This window comes from Micromonospora sp. NPDC002717, assembly GCF_040295705.1.
Lineage (GTDB): Bacteria > Actinomycetota > Actinomycetes > Mycobacteriales > Micromonosporaceae > Micromonospora.
In genome coordinates this window covers 137702-152848 of sequence record NZ_JBEOVW010000011.1, presented here as the reverse complement: position 1 = coordinate 152848, position 15147 = coordinate 137702, and the positions used below count along the sequence as shown (strand labels likewise).

Sequence of the window (15147 nt, the reverse complement as noted above, 5' to 3'; positions counted from 1 at the left end):
CAAGATGACCGAGGTGGGGTGTGTCCGTGGCCCCCCGCCGTGACCCCCCGAAGCAGTGACGCGACCTGGGAGTTGGACGTGAGCGAGCCGAATGACGCAACCTTCGACATCGTCATCCTCGGAGGTGGCAGCGGCGGCTACGCGACCGCCCTGCGCGCCGTCCAGCTGGGCCTGACGGTCGCGCTGGTCGAGAAGGGCAAGCTCGGCGGGACCTGCCTGCACAACGGCTGCATCCCGACCAAGGCGCTGCTGCACGCCGCCGAGATCGCCGACCAGACCCGCGAGTCGGAGCAGTTCGGCGTGAAGGCCGAGCTGGTCGGGATCGACATGGCCGCGGTCAACTCGTACAAGGACGGCGTGGTCTCCCGCCTGTACAAGGGCCTGCAGGGCATGCTCAAGGGCAACAAGGCGATCACCATCGTCGAGGGCCACGGCAAGCTGGTCGGCAGCAACGTCGTCGAGGTCGACGGCAAGCGCTACACCGGCCGCAACGTCGTGCTGGCCTCCGGCTCGTACGCGAAGAGCCTGCCGGGCCTGGAGGTCGACGGCGAGCGGGTCATCACGAGCGACCACGCGCTGGTCCTGGACCGGGTGCCGTCCTCCGCGATCGTGCTCGGCGGCGGCGTGATCGGCGTCGAGTTCGCCAGCGTCTGGAAGTCCTTCGGGGTGGACGTCACGATCATCGAGGCGCTCCCCCGGCTGGTCGCCGCCGAGGATGAGGAGTCGTCGAAGGCGCTGGAGCGGGCCTTCCGCAAGCGGAAGATCAACTTCAAGGTCGGCAAGCCGTTCGAGAAGGTCGAGAAGACCGACAGCGGCGTCAAGGTGACCATCGCCGGTGGCGAGACCGTCGAGGCGGAGCTGCTGCTGGTCGCCGTCGGCCGTGGCCCGAACACGGCCGGCCTCGGCTACGAGGAGCAGGGCGTCAAGATGGACCGCGGCTACGTGCTGACCGACGAGCGGCTGCGCACCAGCGTGCCGAACGTCTACGCGGTCGGCGACATCGTGCCCGGCCTCCAGCTCGCCCACCGCGGCTTCCAGCAGGGCATCTTCGTCGCCGAGGAGATCGCCGGCCAGAACCCGGCCGTGATCGACGAGGCCGGCATCCCGCGGGTCACCTACTCCGACCCGGAGCTGGCGTCGGTCGGCCTGACCGAGGCGAAGGCCAAGGAGCAGTACGGCGCCGACAAGGTGAAGAGCTACAACTACAACCTGGGCGGCAACGGCAAGAGCCAGATCCTCAAGACGGCCGGCTTCGTCAAGCTCGTCCGGGTGGAGGACGGCCCCGTCGTCGGCGTGCACATGGTCGGCGCCCGGGTCGGCGAGATGGTCGGCGAGGCGCAGCTCATCTACAACTGGGAGGCGTACCCGGCCGAGGTGGCGCAGCTCGTGCACGCCCACCCGACGCAGAACGAGGCCCTGGGCGAGGCGCACCTGGCGCTCGCCGGCAAGCCGCTGCACGCACACGCCTGACCACGACAACCGCGGCGTCCGGCGACGGGCGATGATCCCACCAGGGGAATGAAGGAGTCTTAGAAGATGCCGGTATCGGTCACCATGCCCCGGCTCGGCGAGAGCGTCACCGAGGGCACCGTCACGCGCTGGCTCAAGCAGGAGGGCGACACCGTCGAGGTCGACGAGCCCCTGCTCGAGGTGTCGACCGACAAGGTCGACACCGAGATCCCGTCCCCGGCGGCGGGCGTGCTGAGCCGGATCGTGGTCGGCGAGGACGAGACCGCCGAGGTCGGCAGCGAGCTGGCCGTGATCGCCGGTGAGGGCGAGGCCGCCGGCGGCGAGGCCGCCCCGCAGCAGGAGGAGCCGGCCGAGGAAGCCGCCGAGGCCGCCGCGGAGCCGCAGGCCGAGGCGGAGCAGCCGGCCGTCGAGGAGCCGCGGGCGCAGGCCGCCCCGGCGCCGTCGGGCGAGGGCACCCCGGTCAAGATGCCGGCTCTCGGCGAGAGCGTCACCGAGGGTACGGTCACCCGCTGGCTCAAGCAGGTCGGCGAGACCGTCGAGGTGGACGAGCCGCTGCTGGAGGTCTCCACCGACAAGGTCGACACCGAGATCCCGTCGCCGGTCGCCGGCACCGTCCTGGAGATCAAGGTCGCCGAGGACGAGACCGCCGCGGTCGGCGCGGACCTGGCCGTGATCGGTGCCGCCGGCGCGGCCCCGGCGGAGGCCAAGCCCGAGCCGAAGCCGGAGCCCAAGGCCGAGGCCAAGCCGGAGCCGAAGCCGGAGCCCAAGGTCGAGGAGCCGACCCCGGGCCTGTCGTACAACGAGCCGGCGGCGGAGGCCGAGGTCTCGGCGCGGCCGGCGCAGGCCGAGCAGAAGGCGGTGCCGGCGGCCCCGGCCCCGCAGCGCCCGGCGGCGCCCGTCCAGGGCGGCGAGGAGGCGGCCGGCTACGTGACCCCGCTGGTGCGCAAGCTCGCCAGCGAGCACGGCGTCGACCTGGCCTCGGTCAACGGCACCGGCGTCGGCGGTCGGATCCGTAAGCAGGACGTGCTGGACGCGGCGGAGAAGGCCAAGGCGGCCAAGGCCGCGCCGGCCCCGGCGCCGCAGCCCGCCGCCGCGGCGGCCCCGGCCAAGCCGGCCGCCAGGCCGCAGCCGAGCGCGAAGCGCGGCACCACCGAGAAGCTGCCCCGGATCCGCGCCACCATCGCCAAGCGGATGCAGCAGTCGCTGCACGAGATGGCGCAGCTCACCACCGTGGTCGAGGTGGACGTCACCAGGATCGCCAAGCTGCGGGCCCGCGCCAAGGACGCGTTCCAGCAGCGGCACGGCGTGAAGCTGTCGTTCCTGCCGTTCTTCGCCCTGGCGGCCGTGGAGGCGTTGCAGACCTACCCGATCGTCAACGCCAGCATGGACCTGGAGGCGGGCACGATCACCTACCCCGACGCCGAGCACCTCGGCATCGCGGTGGACACGGAGCGCGGCCTGATGGTCCCGGTCATCCACGGCGCCGGCGACCTGAACCTGGGCGGCATCGCCAAGCGGATCGCCGACCTGGCCGAGCGCACCCGCACCAACAAGATCAGCCCGGACGAGATCGCGGGCGCGACCTTCACGCTGACCAACACCGGCAGCCGGGGCGCGCTGTTCGACACCCCGATCGTGCCGTCGCCGCAGTCGGCGATGCTCGGCACGGGTGCCGTGGTCAAGCGCCCGGTCGTGGTCAACGACCCGGAGCTGGGCGAGGTGGTCGCCGTCCGGTCGATGGTCTACCTGGCCCTGTCGTACGACCACCGGCTGATCGACGGCGCGGACGCCGCCCGCTTCCTGGTCGCGGTCAAGGAGCGGCTGGAGGCCGGCAGCTTCGAGGCCGAGCTGGGGCTGTAGTCCCGCACGACGCACAGAGGGGCGCCCCGGTCACGGACCGGGGCGCCCTCGTCGTTGTCGACCCGCTCCACCGTCGGCCTGATCCTGGCCGCGCTGTCCCTCGCACCTGCACGCCGCCCCGCCAGCCCACCCGCTCCCGACGCGCCGCCCGCCCTGCCGATCCGGGAGCCGCCCTGCCGGTCCCAGGGCCGGCCCTGGCCCGATTCCGGCGCGGCGCGGCCGGGGCGCTGCGAGAGTGGGTTGGTGGGCGGCTTCCGGTGGCGCGAGCGGTTGGGACCCGCCGTCTCGATCGCCCCCGGCGCCCGGGTCGACCGCTTCGAGGTCTTCTTCGACCTGGTCTTCGTCTTCTCGTTCTTCATCATCACCCGGACGACCGCCGCCAACATCTCCGGCCGTCAGCTGCTGCACGCCCTGCTGGTGCTCGCCGTGCTCTGGTGGTGCTGGGTGGTGCACTGCGTGGTGGCCACCCGGGTCCGGCTGGGCGAGGGCTTCGTGCCGGTGCTGATGGTCGTCGGCATGGCCGCGCTGTTCTGCTTCGCGCTGTCCCTGCCGCAGGCGTTCGGCGACACGGAGGACGTGGCCGCCGGGCCGATGGTGGTCGCGTTGAGCTACGTGGTGATCCGCGGCGTGCACCTGTTGCTGTACTGGCACATCGCGCGGGAGAGGCCCGGCGAGCGCCGGCTGCTGCTGAAGTACTCCCCCGAGCTGACGATCAGCACCCTGCTGCTCACGGCAGCCGCGCTGATCCCGCCGCAGATCGACGACCCGGGCCGGGCCGTACTGGTGCGGGACGGGCTCTGGATCAGCGTCGTCCTGCTCCAGTACGGCATGGGCCTGGTGGCCGGCGCCTGGGGCTGGACGGTGACCTCCGCCGAGCACTGGACCGAGCGGTACGACCTCATCCTGATCATCGCGCTGGGCGAGTCGGTCATCTCGGTCGGCGTCGGCAGCAACCTGCTCGGCCAGCCCCCGACCTGGCCCGCGGTGGCGGCGGCGGTGCTCGGCATATTCTTCACCGCCGCGCTGTGGTGGGCGCACTACGACGTGGTCGGCCCGGCCGCCCGGATCGCCCTGCACACGGCCGAGGGCCGGAGCCGGGTGGCGATGGCCCGGGACGCGTACGCCTATCTCCACCTTCCGATGATCGCCGGGATCATCCTGTTCGCCCTCGGCGCGGAGGAGGTCGTGCGCGACATCGCCGACCCCCATGTGCCGTACGCCGAGCCGACGCACGGGCCGGGCGTCCCGCTGCTGTTCGGCGGGGTGATCTGCTATCTCGCCTCGAACATGCTGTTCCAGGCGCGCACCCTGCACACCGTCTACTGGACCAGGGTCGGCGCGGTGCTGCTGCTCGCCGCCGCCATCCCGGTGGGCCTGATGCTGCCGGGGCTGGCCACCCTCGCCCTGCTCACCACCATCTGCGTCGGGCTGGTGGGGGTGGAGGTGGTGGTCAAGGCGAAGGACCGCCGCGCGCTGCGCGAGAGGGTCTTCGAGGAGAAGACCAGCCACGAGGCGTACGAGGCCGCCTGGCGCGCCCGCTGGCGCGAGCCCACCCGCGAGGAGCCGTCAACCTGACACCGCAAGGAATCCTGCCGGTCGTAGCACACCGACCTAGAGTTACTCCGTGGCAGAGCACGCTCATCGGGAGATAACGCAACGAGAGCTGCGCAACGAATCGGGCGCGATCATGCGTAACGTCGAGCGTGGCGAATCCTTCGTCATCACACGAAACGGCACGCCGATCGGAAAGCTCATCCCGCTGCGCCGTCGCACCTTCGTGCCGCGGGCCGAGGTGCTCGCGGCCTTCGCCACGGCCCCTGTGCTCGACGCCGAGGCCTTCCGCGCAGACATCGACTCGTCGGTGGAGCAGGACCCGTTACTGTCGTAGGCTGGCCGCAGCGTCGCGGTGCACCCGGCAAGGAGACCGCCGAGGGCATGGAGGCGCGGGACAGCATGGGACACGCGTGCATCCATCCACGCCGGACGAGCGCCTGCGGGCCTTCGGCAACCAACTGATCGAGATCCACCTCTGGCTCCGCGAGGAGCTCACCCGCATCCGCGACGGGCTGGGCGAGCCCGGCGTACGCCCCCGGGACCTGCGGACCCACTGCCTGGCCTTCTGCGCGGCGCTGACCCGGCACCACACCGGCGAGGACGCCGGGGCGTTCCGGGTGCTGGCCGACCGCGTCCCCGAGCTGGCCCCGGTGCTGCGCGAGCTGGAGGCCGACCACCACGTGGTGGCCGGGATCCTGCACCGGGTCGAGGAGCTGGCCGAGGCCGCCGCGCCGCCGGCCGAGGTGCGGGCCGAGCTGGACACGCTCGCCGCGCTGCTCGAATCGCACTTCGTCTACGAGGAGAAGAAGCTGGTCGACGCGCTCAACGCGCTGACCGACGGCACCACCGAAGGGCTCCTCGGAGTCCCCGTCCCGCCGCCCGACCCCGAGTAGGTCTGCCGGTAGCAGAATTGTCGGCGTCGGGTTGGCCTGCCGGCCCCGGGGCCGGCAGGGTGGGCGTATGGCGATCTTCTCCCTCCAGGCGACCCCGTCCGACGGCCCGGGCTGGCTGGACCTGGCCCGGCGGGCCGAGGCGGCCGGTTTCGAGACCCTGTCCACCGCCGACCACCCCGGTAAGACGACGTCGCCGTTCGTCGCCCTGGCCGCCGCGGCGGCGGTGACGTCGACGATCAAGCTGGGCTCGTACGTCTCCAACGCCGGGATCCGGGAGCCCATGCTGCTCGCCTCGGACGTGGCCACCCTCGACCTGCTCTCCGGCGGTCGGGCACGGCTCGGCCTCGGCGCCGGCCACACCCCGGCGGAGTGGCACGCGGTCGGGCGGGAGCGCCCCGACGTCGCCGGTCGGGTGCGCCGCTGCCTGGCCGTCGCCGAGGCCGTCCGCGCGCTGCTCGACGGCGAGGAGGTCACCGTCGACTCCCCCGACCTGGTCGTGCGGGCCGCGCGGCTGGAGACACCACGACCGGTGCAGCGGCATGTCCCGATCACCCTCGGCACGGCGAACTCCACGATGCTGCGCTGGGCCGGCGCGCACGCCGACATCGTCGGGCTGGCCGGCCTGGGGCGCACCCTGCCCGACGGCTACATGCACGAGGTGCGCTGGCGCGAGGCGGACATCGAGGCACAGCTGGCCTGCGTCGCGGCCGGGGCGGCCGGGCGGGCCGAGCCGCCGGCACTGGAGGCGCTCGTGCAGCTGGTCGCCGTCACCGACGACGCCGAGGCCGCCACCGCCCAGTTCGCCGAGCAGACCGGCCTGACCGCCGCCGAGCTGCTGGCCACGCCGTTCGTGCTGGCCGGCACCGAGGACGAGATCGTCGCGGCGGTCGCCGCCCACCGGCACCGCTGGGGCGTCACCCGGTTCGTCGTCCGCGCCGACGCCCTCGACCCGCTCACGCCGGTGCTGGCCCGCCTCGCCGCCGCCGGCTGAGCCACCGACTTCGGGTACGGGTGAGGCGAGGTCAGGTCGTCGGGTGCTCGGCGACGAACACACCGACGCCTTGCACACCTTCGACAAGCCCCTCGGTCCGGAGAGCGAAGATGGCTTGCCGGACAACGATGGTGGAAACTCCGTGCTCCTGGCAGAGCTGAGCGGTGGATGGGAGTTTGTCTCCCGGAACGAGTTCGCCGGACGCGATCTGCTGACGGATATGGTCGGCAAGGCGCGCCCACTTGGGCATGGCGGGCATCTGATCTCCCTGGTCTGCACCGCCATTTGATCACGCATCAACTTGTGATCGCAACCAATGCCCACTCATGCCTTGCTTTATATAAGCGCTTATGTCAGGCTGACGGCGGCTGGCTCCCTGGTCTGCAAACCCGGAGTTGGTCGTCCCGTGAAACGCGCCCGGCCGGCCCAATCCCCCGAGGTCGGCCGGGTGCCACACCCTGCCCACCGCACGACGGCGGGCACCGCCAGCAGGCCCGGGGCGGGTGCCGGGCTCCAGCCGCCCGCGCAACGGCTGCCCCCGCCCGCCTCGGCGCCGCGACCGTTCTGAAGGAGACGACGTGCCCGTGACCGGCCAGCCGGTGGACGCCGTGGAGAGGGTGCTCGGCGACCTGCCGGTGCCCTGGTACGTGACCACCGAAGACCTCAAACTCGCCATCCGGGTGGCGCACGGCGGCCGGGTCGTCCGCGTACCCGATGGGAAGCGCTGACATGGCGGCGAGCCGGCGGCGGAACGCGGAGCCGGTGCCGCTCGCGCCTCGGCACCGGCGGACGTGGCGGGGCTGGCAGCGCTGGTGCTCGTGCGGCCTACGCTGGCGCGCGTGCCCCGACCGGCACCAGCCCGTGCCGACCGAGCCACCCGCCCCGCCGCCGCGCAACACCCGGTCGTGGGACGAGGCGACCCGGGCGAACCCGCAGGTGGGAAGGGTGGTCCGGCTTACGCCCGCGCAGGCCTGGCGGGCCAACGGTGGGCGCTGGTGACGAGCGCTGGACCGTACCTGCCGCTGCGCCCGCTCTGGCTCTGCCGGGGATGCGGCGCACCGTGGCCCTGCGGCCCCGCGCGACTCACCCTGCTGCACGAGTACGCACACGACCGGATCGCGCTGCTGATCCACCTCGGCGGCCTGCTGCACGACGCGGCCGGTCACCTGCACACGCTCCACCCGGACGGCAGCCCCGACCCGACCCGCCTCTTCGACCGTTTCCTGGGCTGGGCGATTCCACGTCGATCGGCCTGACCCGCTACGGCATCCACGTTTGGTCCGTCGCGGCGAGCGGCTCGAGGCAGCCGACGCGGCGTCCGTACCCGAAGATATGGGCATGCGGATCCTCATGGCCGGCGCGTCCGGCTTCCTCGGCACCCGGCTGGTCGACCGGCTCACGGCGGACGGGCATCAGGTGACCCGACTGGTCCGCCGGCCGCCACGCGCCCCCGGCGAGCGGCAGTGGGACCCGGCCGCCGCACAGCTCGACCCGGCGACGGTGGCGGAGGCGGACGCGGTGGTCAACCTGGCCGGCGCGGGCGTCGGCGACCGGCGGTGGAACGACGGGTACCGGCAGGTAATCCGGTCGAGCCGGGTCGACACGACCACCGCCCTGGCGATCACCATCGCCGGGCTGCCCGACGGCGACCGGCCGAGGGTGCTGCTCAACTCCTCGGCGGTCGGCTGGTACGGCAACACCGGCGACCGGACGGTCGAGGAGGACGCCCCGGCCGGCGAGGGCTTCCTGGCCGACGTCTGCCGGGTCTGGGAGGCCGCGACGCGCCCGGCCGAGGACGCGGGCGTACGCGTGGTGCGGCTGCGCACCGGGCTGCCGCTGCACCGCGACGGCGGGCTGCTGAAGCCGCAGTTGCTGCCGTTCCGGCTGGGGATCGCCGGCCGGCTCGGCAGCGGCCGGCAGTGGCTGCCGTGGATCTCGCTGGTCGACTGGCTGGACGCCGCGCTGTTCCTGCTGGCCCGCGACGACGTCGCCGGGCCGGTCAACGTGGTCGGGCCGGCCCCGGTGACCAACGCCGACTTCACCCGCGAGCTGGCCCGGCAGCTGCGCCGGCCGGCGATCATCCCGATCCCGGCGCTGGCGTTGAAGGTGGCGCTCGGCGGCTTCGCCCACGAGGCGCTGACCAGCACCCGGGTCCTCCCCGGCGTGCTCACCGAGGCCGGCTTCGCGTTCCGCCACCCCGATCTGGCCGGCGCGCTGCGCGCCGCGCTGCGCGACTAGGGCTGTCTCAAACTCCGGCTCATTTGATCTTGTGGCAGGATCGCCGGATGCTGCGACTCACCGATTTCATCATCGACTGCCCGGACCCGATGGAGCTGGCAGCTTTCTATTCAGAGGTGACGGGTCGCCCGGTCAAGGGGGGCAGCCACGGCAACTGGGCCGGTATCCGGTTCGGCGAGATCGAGCTGGCCTTCATCCGGGTGGAGGACTACCGCACCCCGCAGTGGCCCGACGGCGAGCACCCCAAGCAGTTCCATCTCGACTTCGAAGTTGACGACATCGAGGCCGAACAGAGCCGCGTCCTGGCCCTCGGCGCGACCCTGCAGCAGGACTCCGTCGGCCCCGACGGCTACGGCTGGCGCGTCTACACCGACCCCGTCGGCCACCCGTTCTGCCTCTGCCGCAACAAGGGTGTCACCTGGACCGACCAGGGCCTCATCTGGCCCGAGAGCGAGTAGAGCGTGTATCCGAAGTGGGTCAAAGCCGTTCGTTGATCGCGGCGATGTGTACGACGGCCCCGTAGCGCACGGCAAGCTTGTCGAAGCGCGTGGCGACGCCGCGGTTGCGTTTGAGCCGGTTGATGCCGCACTCCACAGCGTGACGGTGCCCCAGGCCACGGCGCGGGCCGGACGCCAGGCGGGCGTCCGGCCACGGTCGGCGCGGCGGGGTCAGCAGCCGACGACCCAGTGGTTGGGGCCGGTCTGCTTGAGGGCGCTGGTGTAGAAGGTGTTGTAGAGGCCCATCCGCTGGTTCGAGCCGTTGGCGTAGGCGTAGCCGCCGGACTGGTAGGCGCGGCCGGCGCCGACGTGCGCGTAGTTGCTGGCGGTCACGCAGGTCGGCGCGGTGGTCGGGCTCGCCGTCGGGGAGGCCGTGGGGCTCGCCGTCGCCGTCGGGCTGGGGCTCGGCTCGGTCCCGCCGTTCAGGCCGAAGAAGACCGCGTCGTGGTACGCGGAGCAGATGGTGTCCAGGATGTACGGGGCGGTGGTGCCGCACTGGTCGGCGGCCGAGCCGGGGTGGACCGGGGTGCCGTGGCCCATGCCGGAGATCCGGTAGACCCGCACGTCGTTGTTGCCGTACACCTCGAGGCTGGTGTTGGCGGGCAGCGACGCGGTGCTGGTCGGGGTCTGCGAGACGCCCCGGACGTTGGTCCACTGGTCGCGCAGCTCGGTGGCGTTGGCCGGCACGACCGTGAAGTCCGAGGTGCCGTGCCAGATGGCGACCCGGGGGCGGGGGCCGGTGTGCCCGGGGTGGGCGGCCCGGACCAGGTTGCCCCACTCCTGCGGGGTCTTGTTCACCCCCTGGAACTGGCAGGCGTTGGTGGTGGCGGGCGGCGAGCAGCGGTACGGCAGGCCGGCGATGACGGAGCCGGCGGAGAAGACGTCCGGGTAGGTGGCGAGCATGACCGCGCTCATCCCCCCGCCGGCGGAGAGCCCGCTGACGAAGACCCGGCCCGGGTCGGTGCCGTAGTTGTTCCTGGCGTAGTCGACCATCTGCTTGATCGACAGCGCCTCGCCGGAGCCCCGCGTGATGTCCTGCTCCACGAACCAGTTGAAGCAGCTCAGCTGCTGGTTGGCGCTGGACTGCTGCGGCACGATCAGGGCGAACCTCCACTGGTCGGCGTACTTGCGCCAGCCGGAGTTGGCGAAGTAGCCGGAGGCGTCCTGGGTGCAGCCGTGCAGCAGCACGACCGCCGGCGCTCCGGCCGGGAGGTTGTCCGGCCGGTACGCGTACATGGCGAGGTTGCCGGGGTTGGAGCCGAAGCCGGTGACCTGGGTGAGGGTGGCGGCCTGGGCGGGGGCGGCGACGGTCACGACCGCGGTGGCGGCGAGGACCAGCCCGGCGACCGCACCGGTCAGCCGGGTGAGCAGGGACGAGGAGCGGCGCACGGGGGCCTCCTGGGGACGGGTTGTGAACTGGGTCACCCGCGAATTGCCGCGAGGTTACGTCGATGTGTCGATGCTGTGACATGGGCCACGGTCACACATTCGCTGTCGGGAGGATGTGCGTCCTGACCGGCGTGTCCAGGTCCGGTTGGTAACGTCCGCTGCGTGCCGACCTCCCCGTCCCTGGCGCCTTCGCCGGCCTCGCCGCCCCGTGTCGTCCGCGACCGCCGGGCCGACCTGATCGTGGCGCTGGTCGCGCTGGCGCTCGCCGTCTGGGTGACCAGCGGGCTGTGGCGGGACCCGAACGTCCGCGCCATCACGGTCAACTCCAGCGACCAGGCGCTCTTCGAGTGGTTGCTGGCCTTCGGCGGCCACGCGGTGACCCACGGCGACGACCCGCTCTTCACCCACCTGGTCAACGTCCCGGACGGGGTGAACCTCGCGGTCAACACCTCGATCACCGTGTACGCGGTGGTCTTCGCCCCCCTGACGTACCTGATCGGGCCGCCGGCCACGTTCCTGGTGATCCTCACCCTCAACCTGGCCGCCACCGCGCTCGCCTGGTACTGGCTGTTCTCCCGGCACCTGGCCCGCAGCCCGCTCGCCGCCGCGGTCGGCGGGTTGTTCATCGGCTTCTCCCCCGGCATGGTGTCGCACGCCAACGCCCACCTGAACTGGACCGCCGGCTGGTTGGTGCCGCTGCTGGTCTGGCGGACGTTCGCCCTGCGCCGCTCCCGGCGCCCGCTGCGCGACGGCGCGATCCTCGGCGCGCTCGTCGCCGTCGCCTTCTCCATCGCCGCCGAGGGGCTCTTCTTCACCGCGCTGGCGCTCGGCGTCTTCGTCGCCGTCTGGGCGCTGCACCCGGCCCACCGCGCCGAGGCCCGGGCGGTGCTGCCGACCTTCCTGCGCGGGCTCGGGGTGACCGCCGTGGTCGCCGGGGTGCTGCTGGCGTACCCGCTCTGGCTGCACTTCGCCGGCCCGCAGCGCTTCCACGGCACCGGCTTCGACGCGGTCATCCACTCCGAGGACGTCGTCGCGTTCGGGGCGTACCCGCGCCGCTCGCTGGCCGGCGAGGTGGGGCTGGGCACCCGGCTGGCGCCGAACCCGACCGAGGAGAACTCGTTCTTCGGGATCCCGCTGCTGCTGCTCGCCGTCGCCTGCTTCGTGGCGCTGTGGCGCCGGGCCGACGCGGGCCGGCGGGCGACGCTCTGGGCGCTGGGCGTGACCGCCGTGGTCTTCACGGTGCTCTCCTTCGGCCCCGAGGCCAAGGTCGACGGGCACCGCGCCGACCTGCCGATGCCGTTCGACCTGCTCGGGCACCTGCCGGTGATGAACGCCGCCCTGCCCGCCCGGCTGGCGCTGGTGGTGGCGCCGGTGATCGGGGTGCTGCTCGCGTACACCGTCGACCGGCTGCGGGCCGATCCGCCCCGACGTCGCCCGGCGCGGCTGGCCTGGTGGGCGGGGTTCGCGGTGGCGCTGGTGCCGCTGGTGCCGACCCCGCTGCTGACCATCGAACGCGAGCCGATCCCGCGCTTCATCACCGCCGGCACCTGGCGCGAGTACGTCTCCCCGGGCGGGGTGCTGACCCCCGTGCCGCTGACCCTCGACGTCTATCCCGACGGGCAGCGCTGGCAGGCGTACGCGCTGGCGCACCGGCAGGGCGAGTTCGCCATCCCCTCCGGCTTCTTCCTCGGCCCGGGCGGCCCGGACGGCCGGGGGCGGATCGGCCCGCCGCCGCGCCCGTTCAGCGCCATGCTCGACGAGGCCGGTCGGAGCGGGCTGGTGCCGATCATCACCGAGGGCAGCATCCAGGAGGCCCGCGCCGACCTGCGGCACTGGCGGATCGAGACGGTGGTGCTGGCCGACGAGGTGCACGGGGCGAAATGGCCGGTCGACGAGGACGCGATCCGCCGCACCGTGACCGCGTTGCTCGGCCCGCCCGAGCGGGTGGACGACGTCTGGCTGTGGCGGGTCCCGCAGGGATGAGCGCCGTTCACCCCGCACCCGCCCCAGGCCCGTGCCCGGCGACGTGGTGAGCCGCGTCACCGAAGGTGACTGGCCGGTACGGGTCTAGGCTTGGCGCGTGAGCACGACGACTTCCGGCCTCACGGCCGTCCGCGCCGGTCTCCTCGACTACCAGGCCGCCTGGGACGAGCAGCGCCGGCTGCACGAATCGGTGGTGGCCGGCGAGCGGGGCGACACGGTGCTGCTGCTGGAGCACCCGAGCGTCTACACCGCCGGCAAGCGCACCGAGCCGTGGGACCGGCCCATGGACGGCACGCCGGTGGTCGACGTCGACCGGGGCGGCAAGATCACCTGGCACGGCCCGGGGCAGCTCGTGGGCTACCCGATCGTGCGGCTGCCCGACCCGGTGGACGTGGTCGCCTACGTACGCCGCACCGAGCAGCTGCTGATCGACGTCTGCGCCGAGTTCGGGCTGGCCGCCGGCCGGGTCGACGGGCGCAGCGGGGTCTGGGTGCCGGAGGACGACCGGGGCCCGGCCCGCAAGGTGGCCGCCATCGGCATCCGGGTCGCCCGCGGGGTCACCCTGCACGGCTTCTCGATCAACTGCGACTGCGACCTGGGCCACTTCGACCGGATCGTGCCCTGCGGCATCCGCGACGCCGGCGTCACCTCGCTCACCGCCGAGCTGGGCCGCCCGGTCACCGTGGCCGACGTGCTGCCGGTGGTCGAGCGCCACCTGCCGGCCCTCGTCGCGGCCTGACCTCCGCCCGTGCGGATCGATCTCGTCACCGTCGTCGTCGCCGAGTACGACCCGGCCATCGACTTCTTCACCGAGGTGCTCGGCTTCGACCTGGTCGAGGACACGCCGTCGCTGACCAACGACGGCCGCCCGAAGCGCTGGGTCGTCGTCCGACCGCCCGGCGCGCAGACCGGGCTGCTGCTGGCCCGCGCCGACGGCGAGCGGCAGGCGCAGGCCGTCGGCGACCAGGTCGCCGGCCGGGTCGGCTTCTTCCTCCAGGTCGACGACTTCGACGCCACCTACCGCCGGATGGTCGAGGCGCGCGTCGAGTTCGTGCGGCCGCCGCGCACCGAGCCGTACGGCCGGGTGGCGGTCTTCCGCGACATCGCCGGCAACCTCTGGGACCTCCTCGGCCCGGCCTGACCGGCAGCGGGACGCACCCCCGCTCACGCTGCCCCGGCCCGGCCTGACCGCCGACGGGCACCGGGCACCCGCTCACGCCCCGGCGGTCAGACCTGATCGGCCGGTTCGGGCGGGTGCTCCGGCGCACCGCCGCGGCGCCGGAGCCAGGGCTGGCACAGGACGACGGCCCCGCCGATGGCGGCGCCGATCACCGTCTCGACGCCCCGGTCGAAGAGCAGCGACCCCACCGGGCGGGCCGCCGCGAGCTGGCCCATCAGCAGGGCCATCGGCGTGATGAACAGCAGCGCCAGCCCGTAGTTGCGCCCCACCAGCAGCTCGGTGACGATCTGGAGCACCGCCACCACCAGGACGGTGGCGACCGGCGAGAACCCCGGCGCGAGCAGGGCCGCGCTGGTCAGCAGCCCGAGCAGGGTGCCGACGATCCGGTGCCCGGCGCGCACCAACTGGGCGGTGACGCCTTGGGCGCTGAGCGGCGCCACCGCCGCCACCATCGCCCAGTACGGGTGCCCGATCCCGATGGCCGTCGCCGCGCCGCCGGCCAGCACCACGGCGACGGCGTAACGGACCGGCTCCCAGGTCCACACGTGGCGCAGCCGCGCGGGACGGCTCCGCTGCCGCCGCAGGACACTGCCGACGGCGCCGACGAGCAGCGCGAACAGGCTGCTGAGCCCGGCCACGGCCGCCGCAGTCGGCACGTCGGAGACCGCGTGCGGCACCGACGCCGCGGCGCCGAACCCGAAGACGAGGAAGAGCGGTCCCGGCGGGTGCCAGTCCTGCGCGGCGGCGAGCACGGCTCCCGCCGCCGCGACGGCCGCCGCGGCCGGCACCGCGACCCACGCGCGCGACTCCAGGGACCCGACCAGCACCCCGAGGACCACCGACACCGTGAGCGCCGCCCCGGCGCTCGCCTGCATCGCCGCCCGGGACAGGTGCACGTGGTTGCGCCCGTAGAGCGAGGTGAACGCGCCGAACGCGGCGTACAGGGACCAGTCCGGGTGGACGGCCGCCAGCACCGCGAGCAGCGGCACGAGGACGCTGACGCCGGCCCGCAACGCGACCCGGTGGGCGCCGTGTGCCTCGCGGAGGTGCAGCAGATCGCGCAGCGTCGCCCGGAACCGCTCGCCCATCACC

General features: G+C 73.2%; 16 protein-coding genes and 1 pseudogene. 13 read left to right on the top strand and 4 right to left on the bottom strand.

Features of this window, described 5'->3' with window-relative positions:
* The first annotated feature begins 39 nt into the window (after window positions 1-39).
* From lpdA to ABT006_RS18650, 6 genes are all read left to right on the top strand, one after another.
* The gene (gene lpdA, locus ABT006_RS18675; protein ID WP_350707894.1) at window positions 40-1470 is read left to right on the top strand and encodes a dihydrolipoyl dehydrogenase; all 1431 of its coding nucleotides are present in this window, start codon (window positions 40-42) and stop codon (window positions 1468-1470) included.
* A 66-nt stretch (window positions 1471-1536) separates the two neighbouring features.
* Window positions 1537-3330: a 2-oxoglutarate dehydrogenase, E2 component, dihydrolipoamide succinyltransferase gene (gene sucB / locus ABT006_RS18670; protein ID WP_350707892.1), complete on the top strand. Its 1794-nt coding sequence runs from the start codon at window positions 1537-1539 to the stop codon at window positions 3328-3330.
* 243 nt (window positions 3331-3573) lie between these two features.
* The gene (locus ABT006_RS18665; RefSeq protein WP_350708032.1) at window positions 3574-4905 is read left to right on the top strand and encodes a low temperature requirement protein A; all 1332 of its coding nucleotides are present in this window, start codon (window positions 3574-3576) and stop codon (window positions 4903-4905) included.
* Between the two features lie 49 nt (window positions 4906-4954).
* A complete protein-coding gene (locus tag ABT006_RS18660; protein ID WP_350707890.1) occupies window positions 4955-5218 on the top strand; it encodes a type II toxin-antitoxin system Phd/YefM family antitoxin in 264 nt (87 codons plus the stop codon).
* A gap of 76 nt (window positions 5219-5294) precedes the next feature.
* Window positions 5295-5777 carry a hemerythrin domain-containing protein gene (locus ABT006_RS18655; RefSeq protein WP_350707888.1) on the top strand — a complete coding sequence of 161 codons (483 nt, stop codon included), beginning with the start codon at window positions 5295-5297 and terminating at the stop codon, window positions 5775-5777.
* A gap of 67 nt (window positions 5778-5844) precedes the next feature.
* Window positions 5845-6768, top strand: coding sequence for a TIGR03621 family F420-dependent LLM class oxidoreductase (locus ABT006_RS18650; RefSeq protein ID WP_350707887.1), 924 nt, complete (start codon window positions 5845-5847; stop codon window positions 6766-6768).
* A gap of 31 nt (window positions 6769-6799) precedes the next feature.
* On the opposite strand, the gene ABT006_RS18645 is transcribed toward ABT006_RS18650, so the two are convergent.
* Window positions 6800-7027, bottom strand: coding sequence for a GntR family transcriptional regulator (locus ABT006_RS18645; RefSeq protein WP_350707885.1), 228 nt, complete (start codon window positions 7025-7027; stop codon window positions 6800-6802).
* Window positions 7028-7346: 319 nt separating this feature from the next.
* On the opposite strand from ABT006_RS18645, the gene ABT006_RS18640 reads away from it, so the two are divergent.
* From ABT006_RS18640 to ABT006_RS18625, 4 genes are all read left to right on the top strand, one after another.
* Entirely contained in the window at window positions 7347-7496 is a 150-nt protein-coding gene (locus tag ABT006_RS18640) for a hypothetical protein (RefSeq protein WP_350707883.1), read from the top strand.
* Window positions 7497-7763: 267 nt separating this feature from the next.
* Window positions 7764-8024 (top strand): hypothetical protein, encoded by a 261-nt coding sequence (locus ABT006_RS18635; RefSeq protein WP_502891001.1) that lies wholly within the window; start codon window positions 7764-7766, stop codon window positions 8022-8024.
* Between the two features lie 82 nt (window positions 8025-8106).
* A complete protein-coding gene (locus tag ABT006_RS18630; protein WP_350707881.1) occupies window positions 8107-9006 on the top strand; it encodes a TIGR01777 family oxidoreductase in 900 nt (299 codons plus the stop codon).
* Between the two features lie 47 nt (window positions 9007-9053).
* Window positions 9054-9464 carry a VOC family protein gene (locus ABT006_RS18625; protein ID WP_350707879.1) on the top strand — a complete coding sequence of 137 codons (411 nt, stop codon included), beginning with the start codon at window positions 9054-9056 and terminating at the stop codon, window positions 9462-9464.
* A gap of 19 nt (window positions 9465-9483) precedes the next feature.
* On the opposite strand, the pseudogene ABT006_RS18620 reads toward ABT006_RS18625, so the two are convergent.
* A pseudogene (locus ABT006_RS18620) lies at window positions 9484-9609 on the bottom strand (IS5 family transposase); the annotation flags it as partial.
* Window positions 9610-9674: 65 nt separating this feature from the next.
* A complete protein-coding gene (locus ABT006_RS18615) occupies window positions 9675-10892 on the bottom strand; it encodes an extracellular catalytic domain type 1 short-chain-length polyhydroxyalkanoate depolymerase (protein ID WP_350708028.1) in 1218 nt (405 codons plus the stop codon).
* A gap of 162 nt (window positions 10893-11054) precedes the next feature.
* On the opposite strand from ABT006_RS18615, the gene ABT006_RS18610 reads away from it, so the two are divergent.
* From ABT006_RS18610 to ABT006_RS18600, 3 genes are all read left to right on the top strand, one after another.
* Window positions 11055-12875 (top strand): DUF6311 domain-containing protein, encoded by a 1821-nt coding sequence (locus ABT006_RS18610; protein WP_350707877.1) that lies wholly within the window; start codon window positions 11055-11057, stop codon window positions 12873-12875.
* Between the two features lie 97 nt (window positions 12876-12972).
* Window positions 12973-13614: a lipoyl(octanoyl) transferase LipB gene (gene lipB / locus ABT006_RS18605; RefSeq protein WP_350707875.1), complete on the top strand. Its 642-nt coding sequence runs from the start codon at window positions 12973-12975 to the stop codon at window positions 13612-13614.
* Window positions 13615-13623: 9 nt separating this feature from the next.
* Window positions 13624-14016, top strand: coding sequence for a VOC family protein (locus tag ABT006_RS18600; RefSeq protein ID WP_350707873.1), 393 nt, complete (start codon window positions 13624-13626; stop codon window positions 14014-14016).
* Window positions 14017-14102: 86 nt separating this feature from the next.
* On the opposite strand, the gene ABT006_RS18595 is transcribed toward ABT006_RS18600, so the two are convergent.
* On the bottom strand, window positions 14103-15143 hold the full coding sequence (locus tag ABT006_RS18595) for an FUSC family protein (protein WP_350707872.1): 1041 nt from the start codon (window positions 15141-15143) through the stop codon (window positions 14103-14105).
* Window positions 15144-15147: the final 4 nt, after the last annotated feature.